This window comes from Streptomyces manipurensis (assembly GCF_049570255.1).
In the GTDB taxonomy this organism is placed as follows: domain Bacteria; phylum Actinomycetota; class Actinomycetes; order Streptomycetales; family Streptomycetaceae; genus Streptomyces; species Streptomyces manipurensis.
In genome coordinates, this window is record NZ_CP186950.1 from 1,020,153 (window position 1) to 1,044,313 (window position 24,161).

The window sequence follows — 24,161 nt, forward strand, 5'->3', positions numbered from 1 at the left end:
CGGTGATCTTCATTCGGTCCTCCGGTTCCCTGATCCGGGGGGAAGCCAGGCAAGATGGGGGCGTGACCCTCATTGATCAGCTCCCGCCGACCGCCGACCCCGACGCCCTCTTCGAGGCTTTCTCCTCGTGGGCCGAGGAGCAGGGCATCACCCTGTACCCGGCACAGGAGGAGGCGCTGATCGAGGTCGTCTCCGGGGCGAACGTGATCCTCTCCACCCCCACCGGCTCGGGCAAGAGCCTGGTCGCGGCCGGGGCGCACTTCACGGCCCTGGCGCAGGACAAGGTCACCTTCTACACCGCCCCGATCAAGGCGCTGGTGTCGGAGAAGTTCTTCGACCTGTGCAAGATCTTCGGCACCGAGAACGTCGGCATGCTGACCGGCGACGCCTCCGTGAACGCCGACGCCCCGGTGATCTGCTGCACCGCCGAGGTGCTGGCCTCCATCGCCCTGCGCGACGGCAAGTACGCCGACATCGGCCAGGTCGTGATGGACGAGTTCCACTTCTACGCCGAGCCCGACCGAGGCTGGGCCTGGCAGATCCCGCTGCTGGAGCTGCCGCAGGCGCAGTTCGTCCTGATGTCGGCGACCCTCGGCGACGTGAAGCGCTTCGAGGACGACCTGACCCGGCGGACGGGCCGGCCGACCTCGGTGGTCCGCTCGGCGACCCGTCCCGTGCCGCTGTCGTACGAGTACGTCACGACGCCGATCACGGACACGATCACGGAGCTGCTGGAGACCCGGCAGGCGCCCGTCTACATCGTGCACTTCACGCAGGCCCAGGCGGTCGAGCGGGCGCAGTCGCTGATGAGCATCAACATGTGCACCCGCGAGGAGAAGGACAAGATCCAGGAGCTGATCGGCAGCTTCCGCTTCACCACCAAGTTCGGCCAGAACCTCTCCCGCTACGTCCGGCACGGCATCGGCGTGCACCACGCCGGCATGCTGCCCAAGTACCGGCGTCTGGTGGAGAAGCTGGCCCAGGCCGGTCTGCTGAAGGTGATCTGCGGCACCGACACCCTCGGTGTCGGCGTGAACGTGCCCATCCGCACGGTCCTCTTCACCGCGCTCACCAAGTACGACGGCAACCGGGTCCGCACGCTGCGCGCCCGGGAGTTCCACCAGATCGCGGGGCGTGCCGGGCGGGCGGGCTTCGACACGGCCGGCTTCGTGGTCGCCCAGGCACCCGAGCACGTCATCGAGAACGAGAAGGCGCTCGCGAAGGCGGGCGACGACCCGAAGAAGCGCCGCAAGGTGGTCCGCAAGAAGGCCCCGGAGGGCTTCGTCGCCTGGTCGGACACGACCTTCGAGAAGCTGATCGCCGCCGACCCGGAGCCGCTGACCTCGCGGTTCAAGGTCACCAACATCATGCTCCTGTCGGTCATCGCCCGGCCGGGCGACGCCTTCCAGGCGATGCGCCACCTGCTGGAGGACAACCACGAGCCCCGCAAGGCCCAGCTGCGGCACATCCGCCGGGCCATCGCGATCTACCGCTCCCTCCTGGACGGCGGTGTGGTGGAGAAGCTGGACACCCCGGACGCGGAGGGCCGCACCATCCGGCTCACCGTCGACCTCCAGCAGGACTTCGCGCTCAACCAGCCGCTCTCCACCTTCGCGCTGGCCGCCTTCGACCTGCTGGACCCCGAGTCCCCCTCCTACGCGCTGGACATGGTGTCCGTGGTGGAGTCCACCCTGGACGACCCGCGACAGATCCTGGCCGCCCAGCAGAACAAGGAACGCGGCATCGCGGTCGGCCAGATGAAGGCCGACGGGCTGGAGTACGAGGAGCGGATGGAACGGCTCCAGGACGTCACCTATCCCAAGCCGCTGGAGGAGCTGCTCCTCCACGCCTACGACATCTACTCCAAGAGCCACCCGTGGGTGCGCGACCACCCCGTCTCCCCGAAGTCGATCATCCGCGACATGTACGAGCGCGCGATGACCTTCACCGAGTTCACCTCCTTCTACGAGCTGGCCCGCACCGAGGGCATCGTGCTGCGCTACCTGGCCAGTGCCTTCAAGGCGCTGGACCACACCATCCCCGACGACCTGAAGTCCGAGGACCTCCAGGACCTGATCGCCTGGCTCGGCGAACTGGTCCGCCAGGTGGACTCCAGCCTGCTGGACGAGTGGGAGCAGCTGGCCAACCCGGAGGTGGAGACGGCGGAGCAGGCCCAGGAGAAGGCCGACCAGGTCAAGCCCGTCACGGCCAACGCCCGCGCCTTCCGGGTCCTGGTCCGCAACGCCATGTTCCGCCGGGTGGAGCTGGCCGCCCTCGACCACGTGAACGTCCTGGGCGAGCTGGACTCCGAGTCGGGCTGGGACGCCGACGCCTGGGGCGAGGCGATGGACGGCTACTGGGACGAGTACGACGACCTGGGCACCGGACCCGACGCGCGCGGCCCCAGGCTGCTGCAGATCGAGGAGGACCCGGCGCACGGTCTGTGGCGCGTCCGGCAGACCTTCGCCGACCCCAACGGCGACCATGGCTGGGGCATCAGCGCCGAGGTAGACCTCGCGGCGTCCGACGAGGAGGGCCGGGCCGTCATCCGGGTCACCTCCGTCGGTGAACTCGGCGCCCTCTGAACCGAACCGGCCCCGTACCGGACCGTCCCGACCGCCCGGCCCCGACAGTGGAGATCCTCTGATGACGAACCCCGCCGAGAGACTGGTCGATCTGCTCGACCTGGAGCAGATCGAGGTCAACATCTTCCGCGGGGCCAGCCCGCAGGAGTCCCTCCAGCGCGTGTTCGGCGGCCAGGTCGCCGGCCAGGCGCTGGTGGCCGCGGGACGGACGGTCGACAGCGACCGTCCGGTCCACTCGCTGCACGCGTACTTCCTGCGCCCCGGGATCCCCGGGGTGCCGATCGTGTACCAGGTGGAACGGGTGCGCGACGGGCGGTCCTTCACCACGCGCCGGGTCACCGCGGTCCAGCAGGGCAAGACGATCTTCAATCTGACCGCCTCCTTCCATCATCCGGAGGAGGGTGGCATCGAGCACCAGCTGCCTCCTCGTCACTTCCCCCATCCCGACACGCTCCCCAAGGTCGCGGACGAGATCCGCGAGCACCTGGGGGCGCTGCCGGAGGCACTGGAGCGGATGGCCCGCCGCCAGCCCTTCGACATCCGTTACGTGAACCGGCTCCGCTGGACCCCCGAGGACCTCAAGGACGCCGATCCGCGCAGCGCGGTGTGGATGCGTGCGGTCGGCCCGCTGGGCGACGACCCGCTCGTGCACACCTGCGCCCTCACCTACGCCAGTGACATGACCCTCCTCGACGCCGTGCGCATCCCGGTGGAGCCCCTGTGGGGCGTGCGCGGTTTCGACATGGCCTCGCTCGACCACGCCATGTGGTTCCACCGGCCGTTCCGCGCGGACGAGTGGTTCCTGTACGACCAGGAGTCGCCGATCGCCCACGGCGGCCGCGGCCTGGCCCGGGGCCGGATCTACGACCTGGACGGCAGGCTGCTGGTCTCCGTGGTCCAGGAGGGCCTCTTCCGCCCCTATCCCGCCAAGCCCCGCACCGCCGACGAGTCCCGGCCCGCCCCGAAGAACTGAGCAGACCCATGCCCACCCCCACCCTGCCGTGCCCCTGCGGGCTGCCCGCCGCCTACCCGGAGTGCTGCGGCCGCTTCCACTCCGGCACCCGGCAGGCGCCCTCCGCGGAGCTGCTGATGCGCTCCCGCTTCAGCGCCTTCGCCGTCGGCGACACCGCCTACCTGCTGCGCTCCTGGCACTCCTCGACCCGGCCCGCCCGCCTCGACCTGGACCCCGGGCAGCGCTGGGAGCGGCTGGAGATCCTCTCCACCGAACGCGGCGGGATGTTCGACACGGAGGGGGCGGTGGAGTTCCGCGCGCACTACCGCGAGGGCAGGCACACGGGGTCGATGCACGAGCACAGCAGCTTCGCCCGGGAGGCCGGGGCCTGGGTCTACGTCGGGCCGCTGTCCCCCGTCGGCTTCGGCTGAGCCCGTGCCGCCCGCGCACCGGTCAGGGCGAGGTCCAGGCCGGCGCGGTAGTGCCGGACCTCCTCCGGCGGCCCGGCTCTGAGGAGCCCCTCCGCCACCGCCGCTGCCGCCGGGACCTGCGGGTGCCCGTACGGCGGGGGCGGCGCCAGGGCCGCCAGCAGGATCCGCTCGGCGGGATCGGGCACCGCCTCCCGCAGCTCGGCTTCGGGAAGCACCCCGGCCAGGACGGCGGCGCGCTCCCAGGGGTCGGCGGTGCGTCCGAGCAGCAGGCCCACGTGCCGTCCGCGCCACCTGCGCGGCCGCAGGTCGTCCCGGGCCGCGAGCAGCTCCCGGTCCGCCTCGGGCGCCCGGCCGCGCAGCAGCTCCGGCTCCGCCGCGGCGAACTCCCGTAGCTCCGCGGCCAGGTAGAGCCACACCACGGCCCGGTAGCGGTTGATCCGGTAGCCGACCGGCACGAGGTGTCCGCAGCGTGCGAGCCGGGCGAACCTGCTGGGCCCGATGCCGAGCACCGTCGCGGCTCCCGGGGCTCCGGCCACCGTCTCCACCCGCTCGCGGAGGGTCTCCGGCCGACCGCCGGACGATCTGACCCGCTCCAGCTCAGCCCGCGCGAAGCGCACGGCCCCGCCGGCGGCCGGCGGGCCGGCCCGGACGATCCCGAGCTGCACCGCCCGGGCGAACTCCGTCCGGCTCAGGCCCAGCTCCCCCGCGGCGCGGGCGCTGTTCACCGGCTCCTCCGGAGCCGGTCCGGCGTCCGGTCCCACCCGGGCCGCCGACGCCCCGCGGCCCTCCGTCCCCGCCGGGCGCACGGTCACGCCCCCGCCCGTCGGCAGCACACTCGCTTGGCACATCATCTCGGCCTCCCCCACACGTCACGGTCACTCTCAGTGAAGACCGTAACCGTGAGCGACGGCAGTGCGCGAGGCCTGTGGACAACTCCAGGACACCCGGAGGGCTCAGCCGCCGGTGATCCGCCGCTCCGCGACCCCGAGGTGCTCCCCCACCCGGTTGACCAGCAGTGTCATCTCGTACGCGACCTGCCCGATGTCCGCCTCGGCCGCGCTCAGCACGCACAGACAGCTGCCGGCGCCCGCCGCCATCACGAAGAGCACCCCGTCGTCGTACTCGACCATCGTCTGACGCACTTCACCGGCCCGGAAATGCCGCCCCGACCCCTTCGCCAGGCTCTGCAGGCCGGCCGCGACGGCCGCGAGGTGCTCCGCGTCCTCCCGCGCCAGACCCGCGCTGGCCCCTGTCACCAGGCCGTCGTTGGACAGCACCACGGCGTGCCGCACCTGCTGGACCCTCCGGCTCAGATCGTCCAGCAGCCAGTCCAGTTGCTTGTCCAGCGCCATTCCAGGCCCCTCCCCGTCGACACGGTCGCGTGACCGCGCCGCCACCCCGCGTACTCGTGCCGCAAGCCTTCCCCACCAGCGCCTTTCGGGCAAGGAGGATGTCCCCATGGCGAAGAAGATGACTCAAGAGGAATGGCGGGCATTCGTCTCCCATTCCACCCGTACCGGAAAGCTCTGCACCGTCCGCGAGGACGGAAGTCCGCACGTCGCCCCCGTCTGGTTCGTGCTCGACGGCGATTCCTTCGTCTTCAACACCGGCCAGGACACCGTCAAGGGGCGAAATCTGGCCAGGGACGGTCGGGTCGCGCTCTGCGTGGACGACGACCGGCCACCGTTCTCCTACGTCGTGCTCCAGGGCCGGGCCGAGATCAGCGAGTACGCCGACGACGCCGCGGCGATGCTGACCTGGCGACCCGGATCGCCGCCCGCTACATGGGCGAGGAACGGGCGGAGGCCTTCGGCCGCCGCAACGCCGTCCCCGGCGAACTGCTGGTCCGGGTCCCGATCGACAGGGTGAACGCCACCGCGGGCGTCTCCGACTGACCTCCCGTCCGGCACCCGCAGAGCCGCGCCGGACCCGCCCGCGCCGCGCCGCCTCACACCGGACCGGCCTGGGGGGCCACGGAGTCGAGCAGCCGGGCGGTGTGCACCCGCCCGGCGTACTCGACCAGCCTGATCAGCACCTCCTTGCCCGAGTCGCGGTCCCTCGCGTCGCACAGCACCACCGGCGTGCCCTGCTCCAGGTCCAGCGCGCGGGAGACGTCGTGCGCCCCGTAACGCCGCGCGTCCGTGAAGCAGTTGACGGCCACCACGAACGGGATGCGCCGGTGCTCGAAGTAGTCGACCGCCGGGAAGCAGTCCTCCAGCCGCCGGGTGTCCGCGAGCACCACCGCGCCGAGCGCGCCCTGCGACAGCTCGTCCCACAGGAACCAGAACCGGTCCTGCCCGGGCGTGCCGAACAGGTAGAGCGACAGCCCGGACCGGATGGTGATCCGCCCGAAGTCCATGGCCACGGTCGTCGTCCTCTTCTGGTCCACGCCGTCCGTGTCGTCGACCAGCTCGCCCGCCTCGCTCAGCACCTCCTCCGTGCGCAGCGGACGGATCTCGCTCACGGCGCCGACCATCGTCGTCTTGCCCACGCCGAAGCCGCCGGCCACGAGGATCTTCAGGGCGAGCGCCGCGAGTTCGCTGTCCTCCCCGCCCTCCGGACCTCCCGAGCCTCCCGGACCTCCCGGCGCTCCCGGACCCCCTGCCCCTCCCGCCACTTCGGACCCGTCGGACCCGTCGGCCCGCTCGGACCCGCCGGCCGCCTCGGACCGTTCGGAGCCCTCCGGCCCGTTGTCACGCAGTCCCATCACAACGCTCTCAATCCCTCGATGACTTCACGCAGAATCCGCTCGTCCGGCAGTTGCGCCGGCGGTACCGGCCGGCTGACCTTCACGTGCCCGCCCTCCAGCAGGTCCCCGAGCAGCACCCGCACCACCCCCACCGGCAGGTCCGCGTCGGCGGCGAGCTCAGCCACCGACTGGGTCTCGGAACGGCAGAGCCGGAGCAGGGCGCGGTGCTCGGGGCCCATGAGCGACTCGGCCGCCTCGTCCGCGCCCTCCGGATCGACCGCGACCAGGGCTATCAGGTCGAACCGGACCCCGTGCGGGCCCGGCTTCGTACGCCCGCCGGTCATGGCGTACGGGCGGACGAGCGGCCCCGCCTCGGCGTCGTACCACTGGCCGTCCACGGGCCGGACCGCCGGGCTCAGCCCGCGGCCGGCGGCCACGCCGCGAACCGGGGCGGGGTGTAGAGGTGCTCCCCGACCCGCTTCACCAGGCGGGCCATCTCGTAGGCGATGAGGCCGATGTCGGCGTCGGCGCCGCTCAGCACGGCCAGGCAGGAGCCGTCTCCCGCGGCCGCGACGAAGAGGAAGCCCTCGTCCATCTCGACCATCGTCTGGCGCACGCCCCCCGCGCGGAAATGCCGTCCCGCGCCCTTGGCCAGGCTGTGGAAGCCCGAGGCCACCGCCGCCAGGTGCTCGGCGTCCTCCCGGCCGAGCCCGCCGGAGGCTCCGACCGCGAGTCCGTCGTTGGAGAGGACCACGGCGTGCCGCACCTCGCGGACCCGGTGCACCAGCTCGTCGAGCAGCCAGTCCAGTTCGCCGGTCCCGCGGACGCCGTCGTGGTCGGTCCGCTGGTGTTCGATCATCACAGTTCTCCTTCGCTGCCGGAGTGTGGGGAGTTCTCCCGAGCGCCGCGGACCCACCCGGCGCGGTAGGCGGTCATCCGGTCCCGGGCCTGTTCCGGACTGCGGCCGGGCGGGTCCTCGGGCGGGCGGACGCCGTCGGGGGCCTTCGCCTCGGGGGCCTGCCGCAGCTGCGGGACGAGGCTGGCCTGCCGTACGCGGCGCGGCAGTTCCGTCACCGAGGCGCCGGAGCGGTCGGCGGCCGCGGGGGACGCAAGCGGCGCGGGAGCCCGGTCCGCCGCGGCCGCGGACGCCCCGTCCGCCGGCGTACGGGCGAGCGCGCCGCCGGGGGTGCGCGGCCGGAGCGGAGCCACCGGCGCGGACCGCGGCTGCGCCGCCGCGCCCGGGCCGGAGGTGCCCGCTCCCGCACCGCCTGCCGTACCGGGGGCGGGGACGGGGACGGAGTGCGGGTCGCGCGGCAGGGCGCCGCGGGCGTCACCCCGTACGACGGTGACGGCCGGCTGCCGCGACTGCGCGGGCGCGGCACCAGCCGGCCGGGGCACAGACGGCGTCCGCCCGCTGCCGGCTCCGGGCCCCGGCTCGGGGCCGGACGGTGCGGCGCCCTCGGGGGAACCCGCGGTGAGGGCTCCCTGGAGCAGGGAGTGCGGCAGGAGCACCACCGCGGTGGTGCCTCCGTAGGGTGAGGTGCGCAGGTGCACCTTCACGCCGTGGCGGGCCGAGAGGCGGCTGACGACGAAGAGCCCGAGCCGGTCGCTGTCGAAGAGGTCGAGCGACTCGGACTGCTCGATGCGGCGGTTGGCCTCGGCCATGGAGCTGCGGCCCATGCCCAGTCCCCGGTCCTCGACCTCCAGGACGTAGCCGGTCCCGACCGGTTCGCCGCTGACCCGGACCTTGGTGTGCGGAGGGGAGAACTGGGTGGCGTTCTCGATGAGTTCGGCGAGCAGGTGGGTGAGGTCGGCCACGGCGCCGCCGGTCACCGCCGCCTCGGCGAGCCCGCGTACCTCGACGCGCGGGTAGTCCTCGATCTCGGAGACGGCCGCCCGGACGACGTTGGTGAGGGGGACCGGCATGCGCCACGCGCGTCCGGGTGAGGCACCCGACAGGATGATCAGGCTCTCGGCGTGCCGGCGCATGCGGGTGGTGAGGTGGTCGAGGCGGAAGAGGTCGCCGAGCTCGCCCGGATCGTCGGCGCGCCTCTCCATCGAGTCGAGCAGGGTGAGTTGCTTGTGCACGAGGACCTGGCTGCGGCGGGCGAGGTTGACGAAGACCCCGGAGACCCCGCCGGCCAGTTCCGCGCGTTCGACGGCGGCGTCGAGGGCGGCCCGGTGGACCGTGCCGAGTGCCTCGCCGACCTGGGTGATCTCGTCCTCGGCCGGTGGCCCGTGCGGGGCTTCGGCCGCGATGTCGATGTCCTCTCCGGCGCGCAGCCGGTCCATCGCCAGCGGGAGTTTGCGGTGGGCGATCTCCAGGGCGGAGTCGCGCAGGGACACCAGCTCCACGACGAGGACACGGCCGATGCGGACGGAGATGACGAGCGAGGCGCAGACGGCCAGCAGGCCGAAGAGCACGGCGGCCCCGTCCGGGCCGAACGCCCCCTCGGCGACCGGGTCGGAGCGCTCCGCGGCCGCGGTGTGCGCCGCCGCCGCGATCTCCCGCATCGAGGCGCCGATGTCGTCGTGGGCGGCCTCCCAGCCGGTGGGGGCGCCGCGGACGTCCTTGGCGGCGCCGGCGCTCAGCGCCCGGTCCTCGGCGCCGGTGAGGTCGGCGTAGGCGGCGCTCTTGGCGACGGCCTGCCAGGCGGCCCGCTGGTCCTCCGGGAGGTCCCTGGACGCGCTCTCGGTGAGCGCGCGGCGGGCCTCGACGGTACCGGTGAGCTGCCGAAGCGTTTCGGCGCTGCGCGGCCCCGGTACGGCGAGCAACGCGTCCTCCCTGGAGAGGAGTTCGGCGGCGCGGGCGAATTCGAGCAGGACGCGCGCGTCGGGGCCGAGTACGGCGTCCTCTCCCCCGGTGAGGGAGCCGCCGACGGCGAACGCGGAGTCGACCACCCGGGTGTAGATCGCGACGGCCGCCTCGGGGGTGGCGCGGCGGCCCGTGACGTCCTTGCGGGCCGACGCGAGCCCCTCGGCGGCGACGACGAACGCGCCGAGGCGGACCGCGGTCTCCGAGTCGTAGTCGCCCGAGTCCGCGACCGTGTGGCTGTCTCCCAGCCGCAGCGCGCGGACCGCGTCGTCGGTGCGGCGGGCCTGCCGGTCCAGGCCGGCGGGGTCGGCCGCGGGATCGGCCAGGAGGCGTACGGCGGCCCGCCGTTCGGCCTGGAGCTCGGCGACGGCGGCGGCGACGGGCGCCCGGATGCCGGCGTCGGCCCGCTGGACCCGGCCGAGCCCGGCCATGTCCTGGGCGGTGTTGACGGTGGCGAAGGCCCAGAGGGCGAGGAGCGAGACGACCGGGACCATCAGCAGGGAGACGATCTTCGCCCGGACGGTGGCGGGACGCAGGCCCGGCCGACGCCCGCGGGGGCGGTCCGGGGCGGACCCGGTGGCCGCTGCTGCGGCCGGGCCCGAACCGTACGACAGGCCCGGCTCGGGGGCCGCGTCGGATGCGGGGGCCGGGCCCGGGCGGCGGGGGCGGCCCGTCCCGCCGGTCCGGAACTGCCGGCCGGCCCGCTGCGCGCCCCCGTCCGCCGACTCCTCGGCGGGCGGCCCGGCATGGGCCCGCCGGCCCGTCCCCTTGCCGCCGCCCGAGGGCGCGCGCAGGCCCGGCGCCGTCGGTTCCGGTCTTCTGCGGGGTGTTCGCATGGGCTCCTCGTTCCGGGGCGGTGCGGGTGGGGCGGTACCTGTGGGGCGGTCGTGGGGTGGGTCCGGCCGACGTTCGCGTGGGGGCCGGCCGACAGGGCGCAGACGTGAGGGACGGTGGGGGCGTGCGGGGCAGCGGGGGCGTCCGGGGCCCCCGCCCACCGGAGGTGTGCGGGGCTCAGTGCGCGGGCGCGGTGGGCGGCTCCCCCGGGCTCCGGGCCGGGGCGGCGGCCGCGGGGACGCCCCCGCCGCGGGTCCCGGGGGCGGACCGCGGAGCGGCCGGGGAAGCGGACGGCGCGGCGGCGGCCGTGCGCTCGCCGGCCGGCGGGGAGAGGGAGACGAACGCGGCCGTGATGAAGAGGTAGGAGCCCAGGCCCACGGCGAGCGGGAAGACGAACTGCATGGCGGTGGCGCCGGGCAGGGCCGCGTCCGACGGGCTGACGACGACGGCGACGGCCGCCATCCCGGTGTAGTGCATGCTGCTGACGGCCGCGCCCATCACCAGGGAGGCGCCGGCGACGGCCAGCGGCGACCTGATGTTGACGGCGGCCCACAGGGCGGCGGTGGCCGCGACCACGGCGATGGCGACGGAGAGCCCGACGGTGAGCGGGTCGTAGGAGATCCTCCCGTGCAGGCGCAGGGCCGCCATGCCCAGGTAGTGCATGCTGGCGACGCCGAGACCGGTGGTGAGGCCGCCGAGGACGAGCGAGCGGCCGCGCGCCCCGCCGTGGCCGACGGCGAAGACGCCGGCGCCGACGACCAGCACGGCGACGAAGAGGCTGAGCAGGGTGAGCGGCACGTCGTAGTGGATCTCGGTGCCGGTGACCTCGAAGCCGAGCATCGCGACGAAGTGCATCGTCCAGATGCCGGTCCCGATCGCGGACGCGGCGGTGAGGAGCCAGTTGCGGCGGGAGGTTCCGGTCGCGGCGAGCGCGCGGACGGTGCAGCGCAGCCCCAGGGCGGCGCCGATCGATGCCATCACGTATGACAGCACGGGGGTCAGCCAGCCGTAAGCGGCGTGGTCCAGATGTCCCAGGTGTCCCATGGCCACGGGACGCTAGTCCGGGTGAGGGCGCGAACAGGGGGCGCATTTCGAAAGCAGCTGGAAAAGCAGGAATATGACAGAGCTACGTTCACCTTCGATCACCCCGGGCGTCACCTTGCGCACCACCCTGCGCACGGACGCCGACACCCGTGCGGGCCGCCGTGGGGGATCATGACCCCATGAGCGAAGACCGGACAGCAGAGCGGGAACACGTGCAGGAGTTCTTCGGGGCACGTGCCGCCGACTGGGACCGCAGGTTCGCCGAGGACGGTCCCGCCTTCGCGACCGCCGTGGCCGCGTGCGGCCTGCGGCCCGGCGACCGGGTGCTCGACGCGGGATGCGGCACCGGACGCGCCATGACCGCCCTGCGGGCCGCCGTGGGCCCCGCCGGAAGCGTGCTCGGGGTGGACCTCACCCCGCAGATGCTGGCCGCCGCACAGCGGGCCGGCCGGGCCGCCGACGGAGCCCTGCTGCTCGCGGACGTGGCCCGGCTGCCGCTGCGCGACGGGGCACTGGACGCGGTGTTCGCGGCCGGACTCATCGCCCACCTGCCGCAGCCGGAGGCGAACCTGCGGGAGCTCGCCCGTGTGGTCCGGCCCGGCGGCCAGCTCGCGCTCTTCCACCCGGTCGGCCGCGCGGCCCTGGCCGCCCGCCACGGACGCGAGCCGACCCCCGAGGACCTGCGGGCCGAGCACAACCTCCGCCCGCTCCTCGCCTCTTCCGGCTGGGAGATGACCTCCTACGCCGACGAGGAGCACCGTTTCCTGGTCCTGGCCACCCGCCCGCCCCGGTCCGGGCGCGGCTGAGAGCACACCGGTACGCCGCCACCGCGCCCGGCGGCGCCAGGGTGCCCGGGATCAGGCCGGGGGCTGCGCCCCGGCTCCGGTGGGCCGGCGCGGGTGCGGGACGGGGCAGCCGCCCGCACCCGGCACGGGGAAGGTGCCGAGCTCGCCCACGTCGTAGCCGTCGGGATAGCCCTTGATCTCGGGGTTCTGGCGGGCGTAGTGGGGAGCCCGGCGCGGGGGCAGCAGCCGGACCGCGCGGCCCCGCAGCCGCAGCGCTCCCCGTACCGCCGCGCGCAGCGCGGGAGCGGGGGCCGGGTAGCGGAAGGCGTCGACCAGCGGGTCGTCGAGCAGGGCGACGCCCGCGCGGCGCACGGCGGGTGCGAGGGGCGCCGGGTACCAGGACGCCATCAGGTCGAGGGTGGCGTCGGCGACCGCCCGGGAGCCCGCGTCCCAGCCGAAGTGGGCCGCCTCGTAGGCGTCGAGGGTGGACTCGAACTCCTCGTAGGAGCCCGGGATGTCCGGGATGCCCAGGTGCCGGCCGAGAGTGGCGTAGTAGTTCGCCGAGGCCCGGCGCTCGTGGTGGGTCATCGGGCGCCAGCCGTACGCGTCCAGCCAGCGCGAGGGGATCACCACGAAGGTGCACAGGACGTAGCGCATGTCCTCGTCGGAGATGTCGTAGCTGCGGTGCATCCGGTTGACGCGGCGGATGGCGGTGCGCGCGGTGTCGCTCTCGAAGCCGTGCTCGACGACGGCGTCGAGCAGGAGCGCGGTGTCGTCGTAGCGCTTCTGGGACCGCTCGGTGAACTCGGCGGTCTCGGAGAGCAGACGCCCGATGCTCGGGACGGCGTACGTCCGGAAGAGGGCGAGCTCCAGGGCGCGGGTGAAGTCCCAGGGGAACTCGTAGGTGGCGGTGAGCCGGTAGATGGCGAGGAAGTCCTGGTCGGGGTCGAGCCGGAGGATCTCCTTCAGCCGGTCGTAACGCTGCACCGGGTCTACCTTTCTGTGGCGGGCTCCCAACTCTACGTGCAGGTAGCGGCCTTGGAAATCGTGGCCCGCGGGCTCTCGACGGGCGGGTTACCGAGTAGTTAAGGTGCGCCGACGAGAGAGCGAGCGGGAGGTCCGGTGTCCGACGACGAGGGTGGCGGCTCGCTGTACGTGCTGACCGCCGTGCTGTTGACTCCCGCCCAGTTCCCGGGGTTCCTGGGCGACGACTTCCCCGAGGCCTGCTCCCTGCTGGGCGTGCCGCCCACCGCCGAGGGGTACGGGCTGGTGCTGGGGCAGGACGAGGAGGGCGCGCGCTGGACGGTCGTCGTGGACGACGTCTCGCTCGTGGCCGCCGCCATCGCCTCCTGGGACTGCGGGATGGAGTACGACCTGTCCCCCGACGAGCGGACGATCGTGGTCTCCCTCGCGGGCTGGCCGGTGGAGCTGTCGGTCGCCGCGCCGGGGATCCCAGAGCCGCACGATCCCGAGCAGGGCGCGGACGGTACGGGCCGGGTCCCGCTGGCGCCGCCGTCCGCCGAGGCCTGGGGGCCCGTGCAGCGGCGTCTGGGGGCCGACCAGATCGCCCGGGAGTGGGCCGACTGGCGCGAGCGGGTGGCGACGGACGGCGGGGCGGCCGCCGCCGCGCACCCGGGGATGGCCCGCGCCCTGGAGGAGGCCGTCGGGTACACACGCACCCCGCCGCCTCCCGGCCGGGTGCGTTCCTCCTTCGCCGGCGAGGGGGCTCGGACCCTGCGCGTGGACGGGCCGGGCTGGTCCCTGGTGGCCCGCACCGGTGAGGCCGCCTTCGTGCTGCTGGACGAGGAGCCGGGCGAGGTGCTGTCCGTCCCGCGGGACGGCGTGCCGGACCTGCCCGGGCTGCCGGAGCTCGGGGATCTGCTGACCGCGCTGGACGGGGTAGCGGTCCGCCCGTCGTGAGCGGTGGCGCGGCGGTGCGGGGCGGGTCGTGGAGGACGCCCCGCCCCTCTCCCGGGCGCTCTTGCTCCAACCGCCCCCGCGGGCCGGGCACGTCAGCGCGCCACCACGGGGGTGCCCGACGTCAGCGGCCGATCTGCTTCCTGGACAGCCCGCGCACCCGGCGGCGCTGCGAGGAGTCCAGCAGGAGGTAGGCCGCGGCCGGCACCCCGATCAGCACCAGCAGACCCGCCCAGAACCCCACGGCCCAGAACAACACGATGGCTGCCACGACCCCGGCAACCGCGACCTTTCCGCTGTTGGACATCTGCGGACACCTCCTCCTGCCGTCGACCACTACCCCCTCAACGCTCCACCCCGACCCCGCGTTCCCGCCACCCCGGCGCCCCGCCCCCGCGTTTTCCGGCCGGTGCACCCCTTGCCGCCACCCGTCACCGCCACCACCACGGGGCGCTCCGGGGCACCGCGGCACGGCAGCACGGCAGCACGGGGAGGACGGCATGGACGATCCGTCGGTGGCTCTGCCGGGCGGGGCCGATCCGGTGGTGCGCACGCGCGAACTGCGCCGGGCGCACGCCGCGTTCACCGCTGACGGTCGGATGGAGGGCCAGGTCCGGTCCGTGGTGGCGCGGTCCTGGCGGCGGTGCGCCCGGTCCCGGCTGAGCCCGGAGTGCGCGCCGGACACCGCGCTCGGGGAGGCGGACCTGCGCGCGTACCGGGAGGAGCACCCGCTGTCCCGGGTCATGCCCCTGATCCGCGACCTGGTCGGGGCCTTCGCCGCGCACGGCTCCCACGTGCTGGCCGTGTGCGACGCGCGCGGCAGCCTCCTGTGGGTGGAGGGCGAACCGGGCACGCTGCGGCGCGCCGACGACCTCGGCTTCGTCCCGGGCGCGCGCTGGGCGGAGACGGCCATGGGCACCAACGCCCCCGGGACGGCGTTCGCGCTCGGGCAGCCCGTGCAGATCTTCGGCGCCGAGCACTTCAGCCGCCGGGTCCATCCGTGGACCTGCGCGGCGGCCCCGGTCCGCGACCCCCGGACGGGCCGGGTGCTCGGCGCGGTGGACATCACCGGGGGCGACGGTCCGGCCCACCCCCATTCGCTCGCGTTCGTCCAGGCCGTGGCCCGGGCGGCGGAGGCCCAGCTCGCGCTCCTGGCCCCGGTGCCCGCCGGCCCCGGCGCCACCCTGACCGCGCTCGGCCGGGACGAGGCGCTGCTGACGGCCGGGGGCCGGCGGTTCCGGCTCGGGAGGCGGCACAGCGAGATCATGGTGCTGCTCGCGCACCACCCGGGGGGCCTGTCGGGCGAGGAGCTGTCGATCGCCCTGTACGAGGACGAGTCGGTCCGCCCGGTCACCCTGCGCGCGGAGATGGCGCGGCTGCGCGGGCTGCTGGGGCGGGCGTCCTGCTCTCCCGCCCCTACCGGACGGCCGTCCCGTCGGCGGCGGACTTCACGGCCGTCATCCGGCAGCTGGCGGCGGGGGCCGTGTCGGCCGCCCTGGAGCACTACCCGGGGCCGCTGCTGCCCGCCTCGACGGCGCCGGGGGTGGTCCGGCTGCGCCGTCTGATCGAGGACCAGGCGCGGGCCGCCGTCATCGCCCGCGCGGACCCGGGACTGCTCGGCGACTGGGTCTGCGGGCCCTGGGGCGCGGACGACGTGGAGGTGTGGCGGGCGCTGGCCGCGGCGCTGCCGCCGCGCTCGGCCGCGCTGGCCCGCGATCGCCTTCACCGGGGAGACCGCCACCGGCCGCCTGATCATGCAGTACGCGGCCGAGCACCTCAAGCCGGTCACCCTGGAGCTGGGCGGCAAGAGCCCCAACCTCTTCTTCGACGACATCTGGACGACGGACGACGACCTGCGTGACAAGGCGCTGGAGGGCTTCGCGATGTTCGCCCTCAACCAGGGCGAGGTCTGCACCAGCCCGTCGCGCGCCCTCGTCGAGCGCGGCCGGTACGGGGACTTCCTCGACGCGGCGGTGGCGCGCACCGAACTCATCGTGCCGGGGCATCCGTTGGACACGGACACCATGATCGGGGCGCAGGCCTCGGAGGAACCGCTGAAGAAGGTCCTGTCGTACGTGGAGATCGGGCAGCGGGAGGGGGCGAAGATCCTCACGGGCGGCCACAGGCAGGACCTGGGCGGCGAACTGGCGGGCGGCTTCTACGTCCAGCCGACCGTCTTCGAGGGCGACAACCGCATGCGGGTCTTCCAGGAGGAGATCTTCGGCCCCGTGGTGTCGGTGACCTCCTTCGAGGACTTCGACGACGCCGTCCGCATCGCCAACGACACGGCGTACGGGCTGGGCGCGGGCGTCTGGACCCGCGACCTCAACACGGCGTACCGCGCCGGCCGCGCGATCCAGGCGGGCCGCGTCTGGACGAACCGCTACCACGCCTACCCGGCCCACGCCGCCTTCGGCGGCTACAAGCAGTCCGGCATCGGGCGGGAGACCCACAAGATGATGCTGGAGCACTACCAGCAGGCGAAGAACGTTTACTGCAGCTATTCGCCGAAGGCAGTTGGGTTCTTCTTGAGCGCCAAGTCGATTTCCCGGAAGGGAAGTTACCCTTCTGAAAGAAGTCTCGGAGTGTCACCCATAGCCACAGGTCCATCGCACTAGGTGCCGAAGTCAGTCACTCGGTCGCGCCTCCCGGACCAGTCACGGACCAGGCTCCCGCCCGAGGATCAGAGAAGCCGGGCCCCACCCGTGGGGACGGGGTGAAAGGCGATGCCCCCGAGCCATTTGGCGACGCCACCGACGTGCCGTGCCGAGTCGGTGCGCGGCGCCACTCCGCGCTCCGGGGGAGGTGCGTCCTGCGCGTTCTTCGCATTCCACACCCGTGGCATCCACGCCAGGCCTTCCCAGCAGTCGGGGGCGGTCACGGACGCCACTCCGGCGCCCGAGACGCCCCAGCCACCCTGGACACACCTCGAAAGCGACGGGCCGGCCGACCGGCGCTGAAGGGCCTCACCCACTCTGCATGGCGCGGAAGCTGCGGAGGGCATGCCGATGTCGACGAGTGGGCCGCCTCGGCCACCCGGGCATGGTGTTTCCATGTGGGTGATATCCGGTGGAATTCTCACCTTTCGGGTCGTCGGCATGGCCGACTGCGGACGGTGACTCGAAGATGCCGAGGGACAGCACTCCGCCACATCGCGAGGACAGAAGCCCTCTTGGTGAGTGCGCACCGCGTGGTGAACCGTGGCAGGGGCGGTGGGCCTGCGGAAGGTCGCGGGGCGGTTGGCGAGAGCCACACAACCGACAAGCCGGGCGTCAGGCACCGGCCCAGGCCTGTGCGGCGTGCGGAGCGGGGTCGGATGTCGGCGCGGAGGTGGCGGAGGGTGGGCGCCACTTCGCGTACACGGCCACGCCGGTCGCCGTGAGGACCGGGTAGAGATCATGCAGTCGTCGTTCCGCAGTCCAGGACTCGGCGCCGGTATGGAGCAGGTGGAAGCTCTCATGACCGACGTCATGCGCGAGACCGGCGCGTCGGCCGGCCTGCTCTACCCTGCTGCCGCCCGGGGAACGGCTGCTGTGGCTGACTCTGCTGTCCGGCGTGTCCCGGCAGATCGCCGCGCCGTGGTCCCGAGCCTCGCTGGACTCCTCGACCCCGGTCACGGACGCCATGCGTCAACGGTGTCCGATCTGGCTGGACAGCGGAGAAGAGGTGGCCCGCCGCTACCCGCAGCTGGGCCTCGTCCTGCCGTACGACTTCGCGCTGGCCGCGGCTCCCTTCATCACCGGCACCCGGGCGTGGGGCGGCCTTGCGCTGCTGTGGCCCGTCGGACACCCCGCGCACCTGAGCACGCAGCAGCGTGAGGCCGTCATCGCCTGCTGCCGGCGAACGGCACTTCTTCTGGAGCAGGCTGCCTCCCAGGGGGACCCGCTGCTGCCTCCCGGGGAGGCCCGCTACCTGCCGGTATCGCCCGAGGACTCGGACCCCGAACAGGCCATGGCGGCGCTCGGTTTCACCGAACGCCTTCCCATGGCCTGCTGCGCACTGGACCTCGAAGGCCGGCTCACCTTCATCAACTCCGCAGGCGCCGAACTCGTGGGCGCCGATGCCGCCTCACTCACGGGCCGTCGGCCCTGGGAAGCACTGCCATGGCTGCACGCACCGGTCAGCGAGTAAAGCTACCGAGCCGCGGTGCTCACCCGCCGGCCCACCTCGTTCACCGCCGCGCGCTCCCCGCACCAGCCACTCCTCTTCCAGCTCTACCCCGACGACAGCGGCATCAGCGTCCACATCACACCCGCCCCGCCTGACATCGAAACAAGCAGAAACGCAGCGCCGCCCGACGGAGCTCAATCGGACGCCCCTCGGCCGGGGTCCGTGACCTATCCGAACCGTTCACGCACAAGGCGTGACGACCATTGCGCACAGCAGTCACGCGACACGCTGCAGCGGGCTCTGTGCGCCCTTGCGACGCAGGCGGGCGTATGTGACAGCCTGCCGTCGCCAGCGGCTCCTCCATGCAGAATCGGTCGACGCGCGCACGAGTGGCAGGCACGCGGAGAATGAGGCATGGATCCGTTGCCGGGAGCACCGTGCTCTCTGCCCTGCGGAACAGCGGTGGCCCCGGCTCCTTCACGAGGGTGGTTGCGATGCCGACGTGGCGACTGCGGGACTTCCACGACGACGACCTGGACCGCGCCATCCAGATCTGGGACCAGAACCAGCAAGCGGACGAGGCCCCTGCCGTCTTCCCCGTTTCGGAAGTCGTGACCGCAGCCAGGGCCGGAGGACCCGCCGTGGTGGCGGTGGTCGGCGGCGAGCTGGTGGGTGTCGCCGTGGCGCAGGCCTGTGGCGAGCGGGGTTGGATCATGGTGGTGGCTCTGGCCGGGACGTGGCGCAACCGCGGAATCGGGAGTTCCTTGATCGCCGAGCTTGAACGGCGCCTGCGGTCGCTGGGAGCCCGCCGGATCGGCGCGCTTCTCGCGCCGGGGGCGACGGGAACCGCAGCGTTGGAGAATTCCGGATACCGCCCCCGGGCCGGGCTCGTCTTCTACGAGAAGGTCGAACACCTCGGTGCAAGCGACGCCGGCCTCCTGGCGGAACTCGGGGGAAGGATGCTTCCGGAGGGTCTGTGGGACAGCCTCGCCGGAATGGAGCGGGAGAAAGAGGCCATCGAGCGGCGGATCGTGCTACCGCTGGCACAGTCCGTGCTGGCCGAGCAGTACGGAGTGAGGCCGCCGAAGGCGGTCATCCTCTTCGGACCGCCGGGCACGGGCAAGACCAGCTTCGCCAGAGCGGTCGCCTCGCGGCTGCGGTGGCCCTTCGTGGAACTCTTCCCCTCCCGGCTTGCCTCGTCCCACGAGGGAGGGCTGGCGACCTCGCTGCGGGAGGTGTTCACGGAACTGGCCGAACTGGAGACGGTGTTGCTCTTCATCGACGAGGTCGAGGAGATCGCCTCCGTCCGGTCCGGTACGGCTGTCGACCCCAGTCACGGAGTCACCAACGAACTGCTCAAGCTGATCCCCGGCTTCCGCGACCACGACGACCGCCTCCTGATCTGCGCCACGAACTCCGTCCGCTCCCTCGACCCGGCGTTCCTTCGGCCCGGCCGCTTCGACTACGTCATCCCCGTCGGTCCGCCGGATCCCGAGGCCCGTTCGGCCATCTGGCGGCGCTACCTCGGACCCGCCGCCGCCCAGGTCGACCTGCACCGTTTGGTGGAGGCAAGCGCAATGTTCACGCCGGCCGACATAGAGTTCGCCGCTCGCAAGGGGGCCGCCACCGCCTTCGAACGCGAGGTCGCTCAGCGCAAAGGCATCCCGATCGGCACGCAGGACTACCTGCAGGCCATAGCCCAGACCCGGCCCACACTCACCGACCAGGCACTGAAAGACTTCGCCGAGGACACCGAGGAGTACGTGCGCATGTGACGTCGAGGCACACGCCGCGAACCCGACCAGGATGCCTTCCGCGACGACGCCGCCGTCGACCGGATCCGCGACAAGGTCGAGGTCCTCAAGAAAGCCTCCGACGGCGGATTCCGGAGCGGGTGTTGCCGTCTCCCGCGGCCTTCCACACACCTTGAGCGATCGACGAGTACATCGCGCAGTCAGACGGGGATTCGGTCCGGTTTCCCGGACCTGGCACGGGCCACGAGCCGGGGTCGCGGACGGACCAGAGTCTGTCGCTCTCGGACGACTGCATGCCCTGGCTCTTGCCTAGCATCACAACCTCCATGTGAACCCATGCCGCGGTCCGGCCCTGCCCTCTTGCCGACCCGTTGCGGCATACGGACAGGAGACGCTTGATGAGGATTGCGATGGCCAGGACCTGGGCGAGGTCAGTCGCCGTCACCGCCCTGGCCGCCTTGACGGCCCTGCTGCTGACCTTGCTCGGGCCGGTCGGTGCAGCCCGTGCGGATACGGGGCCGTTCCAGGCCCGGCGCGTGTACGTGAACCTGTGGGCACCGCCGGGCATCGGGCTGCGTGACAGCTACTCGTATTTCCTGCAGAGCGTCCGGGACGCCGCGGGCCATGCGGGCCCGGCCGAAGTCATGCTGACACAGCACGAGGGCGTCGGCCTGATCTGGGTGACCCTGACCGCGCGCAACGACCACAACCAGGAGCGGCGCATTCACCTGTGGATGAACCCGACCAACATGTATATTCTCGGCTTCACCACGCACGACGGCCGGACGTACGAGTTCAACGACACCGGCCGGGTCGGCAGCAACGACACCACCCTGCGCTGGCGCATGCGCAACACCCGCGGCCAGGAGATCCAGGCTGCCGGGATATCGCGCGATCCCATCCAGCTGAACTTCGGCGGCGGCTACGGCGCGCTGGAGAACGCCGCACAGCGAGGCCGGGATCGGATGCTGGTGGGCTACATCGACGTCCAGGCGTCCATCCTGCAGTTGGCCACGGTTGCCAACCCGTCGGGAGCGGGTCGCCTGGACAGTGCCCGATCTCTCATGCTGATGATCCATCTGGTGTCGGAGGCGGCCCGGTTCCACGACATCGAGGGCTCCTTCCGGACGGCAATGGCCACGTACGAGCAGCGCCCCTTGCCGGGCTGGCAGATAGCCCTGGAGAACGCCTGGGGTGCGCTCTCCGGCTACTGGCGGCGCCTGCTGGACCCCCGGGTGGATGACAATCCGCCCTACCTGCCGGGGGTGGGCAACTACTACGGACTCGACAACGTGCGCCGGTACCTTTCGATCGCCAACAGCGGCACCTGACGGCCGTCGGCCCCGGCCCCGCGGCCGGGCCGGGCCGAGGGAACGGATCACCCGGGCAGGGAGCTTCTCAGGCTTCTGCGGGAGGCGACCCCAAGCTTCCTGAAGACCTTGGCGAGGTGGTACTCAACGGTGCTCGCGCTGAGGAAGAGATGGGTGGCGATCTCCTGGTTGGTGGCCCCGTCGGCGGCCATCCGCGCGATCCGTGTCTCCTGGGGCGTGAGGTCCGCGGGTGCGGGAGTACTCCGCCGCCGGGAGTGTTCACCCGTGGCCCGCAGCTCCAGGCGGGCCCGTTCCGCGAACGCGGTCGCCCCCATCCGGGTGAAGGCTTCATGGGCGGCGCGCAGGTGGACCCGGGCCTCACCACGGCGTCGGCGCCTTCTGAGCCACTCCCCGTGGAGGAGGTGGGTGTGGGCCTTCTCCGTACCGAGCGGAGTCGGGTCGAGGTGAGCCGCGGCGTCACGGAAGAGGGCATCGGCTTCGGCGCCGACCGCCATGACGGCACGACTGCGTGCGAGCAGCCCGAGGGCCCAGGGTGTGCGGCAGGCCTCGGCGCGCTCCGTGAGCCGGTCCAGGGCTCGTTGGGCGGTGCCGGTGTCGTGGTTGCGGACGGCTGCTTCGACGAGTCCGGGCAGGACGAGGCCGCCGCCGTGAGGGGGCGGTTCGTCAAGGACCGGGCCGGCTGCCGCCTGCGCCTCGGCGTAGCGACCTTGGCCCAGCCTGAGCACCACGTCGGCAGCCCGCACCAGTTGCACCGGGACGCCGCCGGGCCGTTCGGGGTACAGCTCCAGCTGGGCCCGTACGGCGGCCAGGGTGGCTGCCTCGTCGCCGCGCCAGCCGTGCAGCATGGCGTCGGTGGGGTGCGACAGACGGGAATCCGCGCCGGTCGCGTCGGCGACGTCCTTGAATTCGGCGAAGTGCAGCTGGGCGGTCGCCAGGTCACCGCGGAAGACCTCTGCGGTGGCGTTGGCGTGCGAGGCGATCTGCAGCATCCGCAGGGCGCCGTGCGAGCGGGCGGCGTCGGCGTAGCGCCGTCCGCACTCGGACAGTGCGTCTATGTCCCACGTCTCGATCGCGGCGAGCATGCCGAGCAGGCTCCAGCGGACGGCCCCGCCGTGTTCGGCGCCCGGTGCCCTCATGGCGGTGAGCGCCGCCTTCAGTACGGGTACCGCCTCGGTGTGGCCGACGGCCGCGAGCCGGGCGTGGCCCTCCAGGAGGAGGTCGGCCGGATCGGCGGACGGCTCTGGGGGTCCGGTGCGCCGGTCTCGCATCTCCAGCGCGGTCCGGGCTACGCGGGCCATGCTCGTGCCCGGACCGATGCGGGGGACGACCATGGCCGCGTCGACGGCCTCGAGCAGGCTGTCGCGACAGCCCCGCGGGTCGTGGGAGGACAGGGCGAGTGCGGCGTTGTGCAGCAGTCCTACGGCGCCCTCCTTGCCCAGCATCAGGTGTACCAGGCCGCGCAGGCGATCGGCGTGCGCGGCCAACGGCTCGGGGGCAGGCGCCAGCTGCGTGAGGAGTTCCTCGGCCCGGTGCGGGGCGCCGCCCGTGAGGGCCGCGGCGCAGGCCTCCAGCAGGCGGGCGGAGCCCGTGGCCGTGTCCTCGGTGAGCTCGGCCGCGCGGTGGAGGAACGCCGCCCTGGCGAGGTAGCCGCCGTTGTCCTTGGCGCGTTCGGCGCAGGCGTGCAGCTCGTCGGCCACCCGAGCGTCGGGGCCGTCGGCGGCCGAGGCCAGATGCCAGGCGTGTCTGCAGGGGTCGGCGAGCGGGTCGGTCACGGCGGCCAGGGCGGCATGGGCAGCGCGACGCTCGGCGCGGCCCGCTCCTGCGTACACGGCGGACCGGATGAGGGGGTGCCGGAACAGGAGGCCCGAGCCGTAAGTACCGGGGACCAGTACGTCAGCCCGCTCTGCCTCCTCGAAGGCGGCGTCGATCTCGTCGGGCGCGGAACGTACCTGACGGTGCAGCGCACGGCGTACCAGGTCGAGGTCGCCGGTGGCGTCCGCGGCGGCGGTCAGCACGGCGCTGCGGGCCAGGTCCGGGAGCAGCCGGAACCGCTCCAGGAACCTGGTCTCCAGGCTGCGGCTGACCGGCAGCGGTCTGCCGGCTGCGCTCGGCCGGAGGGAACCGGCGCCGCGGGCGAGCTCGCGGATCGCGAGCGGGTTGCCCGCGGCTTCGGCGATGATCCGGTCCCGCAGCAGGAGGTCTGTCGTGGGGTCGACGTGTTCGGCGAGCAGAGCGCGGGCATCGGTGTCCGCCAGACCCGGTATCGGAAGCTCTGGCAGACCTTGCAGAACGGCAGCGGAGTCCGGCTCGTCGCGCAGCGCGAACAGCAGGGCGATGCCGTCGGCGTGCAGGCGGCGCCCGACGAAGGCCAGGACGTCGAGGGATTCGCGGTCCAGCCATTGGGCGTCGTCACATACCACCAGCAGCGGTTGCCGGCGGGCGGCACCGGCGATGAGGGTCAGGACGGCCAGTCCCACGAGGAAGCGGTCGGGGGCGGTTCCTGCCGCCATGCCGAAAGCCGTCTCCAGTGCGGCGAGTTGGGGGCCGGGAAGGACTGCGCGTCGGTCCAGGAACGGAAGGAGCAGTCGGTGCGCGGCGGCGAAGCCGAGCTCCTGCTCCGCTTCCACACCGGCCAGGCGGGTCACGCGCAGCGGCGAGGCGGAGCGGACCGCGTGGTCCAACAGCGTGGTCTTGCCGATACCGGCATCGCCCCGCAGCACGAGGACACCGCTCATGCCGGTCCGGACGTCGTCGAGCAGTCGCTCCAACTCGGCGCATTCCGACCGCCGCCCCTTAATGATCATGAGGTCGAAAATACCTCGCCGATCCTCGGGACCGGGGCCGGCCCGTCAGTCCCTTCCCCAGCGCCGCGGGAAGACATCGCCCGGAGACTGGGGGTTTTCCAGGATACGAG

General features: G+C 73.0%; 18 protein-coding genes and 3 pseudogenes. 11 read left to right on the forward strand and 10 right to left on the reverse strand.

Translation table 11 applies throughout. The features are described 5' to 3' along the window. Positions 1–2: 2 nt before the first annotated feature. The 3 genes from ACPU2J_RS04785 (at position 3) to ACPU2J_RS04795 (ending at position 3,968) form a co-directional block, all read left to right on the forward strand. Positions 3–2,585, forward strand: coding sequence for a DEAD/DEAH box helicase (locus ACPU2J_RS04785; protein WP_423832818.1), 2,583 nt, complete (start codon positions 3–5; stop codon positions 2,583–2,585). A 61-nt stretch (positions 2,586–2,646) separates the two neighbouring features. Next, a complete protein-coding gene (locus ACPU2J_RS04790; protein WP_420081599.1) occupies positions 2,647–3,558 on the forward strand; it encodes an acyl-CoA thioesterase in 912 nt (303 codons plus the stop codon). An 8-nt stretch (positions 3,559–3,566) separates the two neighbouring features. Continuing rightward, positions 3,567–3,968 carry a YchJ family protein gene (locus ACPU2J_RS04795; RefSeq protein ID WP_423832819.1) on the forward strand — a complete coding sequence of 134 codons (402 nt, stop codon included), beginning with the start codon at positions 3,567–3,569 and terminating at the stop codon, positions 3,966–3,968. On the opposite strand, the gene ACPU2J_RS04800 is transcribed toward ACPU2J_RS04795, so the two are convergent. Next, positions 3,932–4,816 (reverse strand): DUF6397 family protein, encoded by an 885-nt coding sequence (locus ACPU2J_RS04800; RefSeq protein ID WP_423832820.1) that lies wholly within the window; start codon positions 4,814–4,816, stop codon positions 3,932–3,934. The genes ACPU2J_RS04795 and ACPU2J_RS04800 overlap by 37 nt on opposite strands. A 105-nt stretch (positions 4,817–4,921) precedes the next feature. After that, positions 4,922–5,320, reverse strand: coding sequence for a roadblock/LC7 domain-containing protein (locus tag ACPU2J_RS04805; RefSeq protein WP_365073645.1), 399 nt, complete (start codon positions 5,318–5,320; stop codon positions 4,922–4,924). A 106-nt stretch (positions 5,321–5,426) separates the two neighbouring features. On the opposite strand from ACPU2J_RS04805, the pseudogene ACPU2J_RS04810 reads away from it, so the two are divergent. After that, positions 5,427–5,863: pseudogene (locus tag ACPU2J_RS04810) on the forward strand (PPOX class F420-dependent oxidoreductase). A 53-nt stretch (positions 5,864–5,916) separates the two neighbouring features. Here ACPU2J_RS04810 and ACPU2J_RS04815 read toward each other — a convergent pair. The 5 genes from ACPU2J_RS04815 to ACPU2J_RS04835 all read right to left on the reverse strand — a co-directional run bounded on the left by ACPU2J_RS04815 (position 5,917) and on the right by ACPU2J_RS04835 (position 11,341). After that, positions 5,917–6,669 carry a GTP-binding protein gene (locus ACPU2J_RS04815; RefSeq protein ID WP_423834930.1) on the reverse strand — a complete coding sequence of 251 codons (753 nt, stop codon included), beginning with the start codon at positions 6,667–6,669 and terminating at the stop codon, positions 5,917–5,919. A 5-nt stretch (positions 6,670–6,674) separates the two neighbouring features. Beyond that, on the reverse strand, positions 6,675–7,076 hold the full coding sequence (locus tag ACPU2J_RS04820) for a DUF742 domain-containing protein (protein WP_361599529.1): 402 nt from the start codon (positions 7,074–7,076) through the stop codon (positions 6,675–6,677). Beyond that, complete coding sequence (locus ACPU2J_RS04825) at positions 7,073–7,516, reverse strand: roadblock/LC7 domain-containing protein (RefSeq protein WP_361599517.1); 444 nt, start codon at positions 7,514–7,516, stop codon at positions 7,073–7,075. Before ACPU2J_RS04825 ends, ACPU2J_RS04820 begins: the two co-directional genes overlap by 4 nt. Next, positions 7,516–10,308 carry a nitrate- and nitrite sensing domain-containing protein gene (locus ACPU2J_RS04830; RefSeq protein WP_423832821.1) on the reverse strand — a complete coding sequence of 931 codons (2,793 nt, stop codon included), beginning with the start codon at positions 10,306–10,308 and terminating at the stop codon, positions 7,516–7,518. The genes ACPU2J_RS04825 and ACPU2J_RS04830 overlap by 1 nt, the downstream gene beginning before the upstream one ends. A gap of 175 nt (positions 10,309–10,483) precedes the next feature. Then, complete coding sequence (locus tag ACPU2J_RS04835) at positions 10,484–11,341, reverse strand: MHYT domain-containing protein (protein ID WP_420082502.1); 858 nt, start codon at positions 11,339–11,341, stop codon at positions 10,484–10,486. 188 nt (positions 11,342–11,529) lie between these two features. On the opposite strand from ACPU2J_RS04835, the gene ACPU2J_RS04840 reads away from it, so the two are divergent. Continuing rightward, positions 11,530–12,156 (forward strand): class I SAM-dependent methyltransferase, encoded by a 627-nt coding sequence (locus ACPU2J_RS04840; protein ID WP_423832822.1) that lies wholly within the window; start codon positions 11,530–11,532, stop codon positions 12,154–12,156. A gap of 51 nt (positions 12,157–12,207) precedes the next feature. Here ACPU2J_RS04840 and ACPU2J_RS04845 read toward each other — a convergent pair whose 3' ends face one another. After that, on the reverse strand, positions 12,208–13,122 hold the full coding sequence (locus tag ACPU2J_RS04845) for an oxygenase MpaB family protein (RefSeq protein ID WP_420081594.1): 915 nt from the start codon (positions 13,120–13,122) through the stop codon (positions 12,208–12,210). 135 nt (positions 13,123–13,257) lie between these two features. Here ACPU2J_RS04845 and ACPU2J_RS04850 point away from each other — a divergent pair, with 135 nt between their 5' ends. Next, on the forward strand, positions 13,258–14,055 hold the full coding sequence (locus ACPU2J_RS04850) for a hypothetical protein (protein ID WP_420081593.1): 798 nt from the start codon (positions 13,258–13,260) through the stop codon (positions 14,053–14,055). Positions 14,056–14,176: 121 nt separating this feature from the next. Here ACPU2J_RS04850 and ACPU2J_RS04855 read toward each other — a convergent pair whose 3' ends face one another. Then, positions 14,177–14,359: a hypothetical protein gene (locus tag ACPU2J_RS04855; protein WP_030845327.1), complete on the reverse strand. Its 183-nt coding sequence runs from the start codon at positions 14,357–14,359 to the stop codon at positions 14,177–14,179. A gap of 193 nt (positions 14,360–14,552) precedes the next feature. Here ACPU2J_RS04855 and ACPU2J_RS04860 point away from each other — a divergent pair. The 5 genes and pseudogenes from ACPU2J_RS04860 to ACPU2J_RS04880 all read left to right on the forward strand — a co-directional run. Then, positions 14,553–15,772: pseudogene (locus ACPU2J_RS04860) on the forward strand (GAF domain-containing protein); the annotation flags it as partial. Next, positions 15,753–16,580 (forward strand): annotated as a pseudogene (locus tag ACPU2J_RS04865) (aldehyde dehydrogenase family protein); the annotation flags it as partial. The pseudogenes ACPU2J_RS04860 and ACPU2J_RS04865, both read left to right, overlap by 20 nt. A gap of 1,027 nt (positions 16,581–17,607) precedes the next feature. Beyond that, a complete protein-coding gene (locus ACPU2J_RS04870) occupies positions 17,608–18,183 on the forward strand; it encodes a PAS domain-containing protein (protein WP_420081592.1) in 576 nt (191 codons plus the stop codon). 473 nt (positions 18,184–18,656) lie between these two features. Then, positions 18,657–19,937, forward strand: coding sequence for an ATP-binding protein (locus ACPU2J_RS04875; RefSeq protein ID WP_423832823.1), 1,281 nt, complete (start codon positions 18,657–18,659; stop codon positions 19,935–19,937). A gap of 377 nt (positions 19,938–20,314) precedes the next feature. After that, positions 20,315–21,247: a ribosome-inactivating family protein gene (locus ACPU2J_RS04880; protein WP_420081590.1), complete on the forward strand. Its 933-nt coding sequence runs from the start codon at positions 20,315–20,317 to the stop codon at positions 21,245–21,247. 47 nt (positions 21,248–21,294) lie between these two features. Here the strand turns inward: ACPU2J_RS04880 and ACPU2J_RS04885 are convergent, their stop codons facing one another. Then, positions 21,295–24,051 carry a helix-turn-helix transcriptional regulator gene (locus tag ACPU2J_RS04885; RefSeq protein ID WP_423832824.1) on the reverse strand — a complete coding sequence of 919 codons (2,757 nt, stop codon included), beginning with the start codon at positions 24,049–24,051 and terminating at the stop codon, positions 21,295–21,297. Positions 24,052–24,161 lie beyond the last annotated feature (110 nt).

Coding starts and splice junctions, on each gene's coding strand:
- ACPU2J_RS04880 (WP_420081590.1), top strand. CDS start 20,315: ATGAGGATTGCGATGGCCAGGACCTGGGCGAGGTCAGTCGCCGTCACC.
- ACPU2J_RS04805 (WP_365073645.1), bottom strand. CDS start 5,320: ATGGCGCTGGACAAGCAACTGGACTGGCTGCTGGACGATCTGAGCCGG.
- ACPU2J_RS04875 (WP_423832823.1), top strand. CDS start 18,657: ATGCCGACGTGGCGACTGCGGGACTTCCACGACGACGACCTGGACCGC.
- ACPU2J_RS04800 (WP_423832820.1), bottom strand. CDS start 4,816: ATGTGCCAAGCGAGTGTGCTGCCGACGGGCGGGGGCGTGACCGTGCGC.
- ACPU2J_RS04855 (WP_030845327.1), bottom strand. CDS start 14,359: ATGTCCAACAGCGGAAAGGTCGCGGTTGCCGGGGTCGTGGCAGCCATC.
- ACPU2J_RS04825 (WP_361599517.1), bottom strand. CDS start 7,516: ATGATCGAACACCAGCGGACCGACCACGACGGCGTCCGCGGGACCGGC.
- ACPU2J_RS04885 (WP_423832824.1), bottom strand. CDS start 24,051: ATGATCATTAAGGGGCGGCGGTCGGAATGCGCCGAGTTGGAGCGACTG.
- ACPU2J_RS04840 (WP_423832822.1), top strand. CDS start 11,530: ATGAGCGAAGACCGGACAGCAGAGCGGGAACACGTGCAGGAGTTCTTC.
- ACPU2J_RS04830 (WP_423832821.1), bottom strand. CDS start 10,308: ATGCGAACACCCCGCAGAAGACCGGAACCGACGGCGCCGGGCCTGCGC.
- ACPU2J_RS04795 (WP_423832819.1), top strand. CDS start 3,567: ATGCCCACCCCCACCCTGCCGTGCCCCTGCGGGCTGCCCGCCGCCTAC.
- ACPU2J_RS04790 (WP_420081599.1), top strand. CDS start 2,647: ATGACGAACCCCGCCGAGAGACTGGTCGATCTGCTCGACCTGGAGCAG.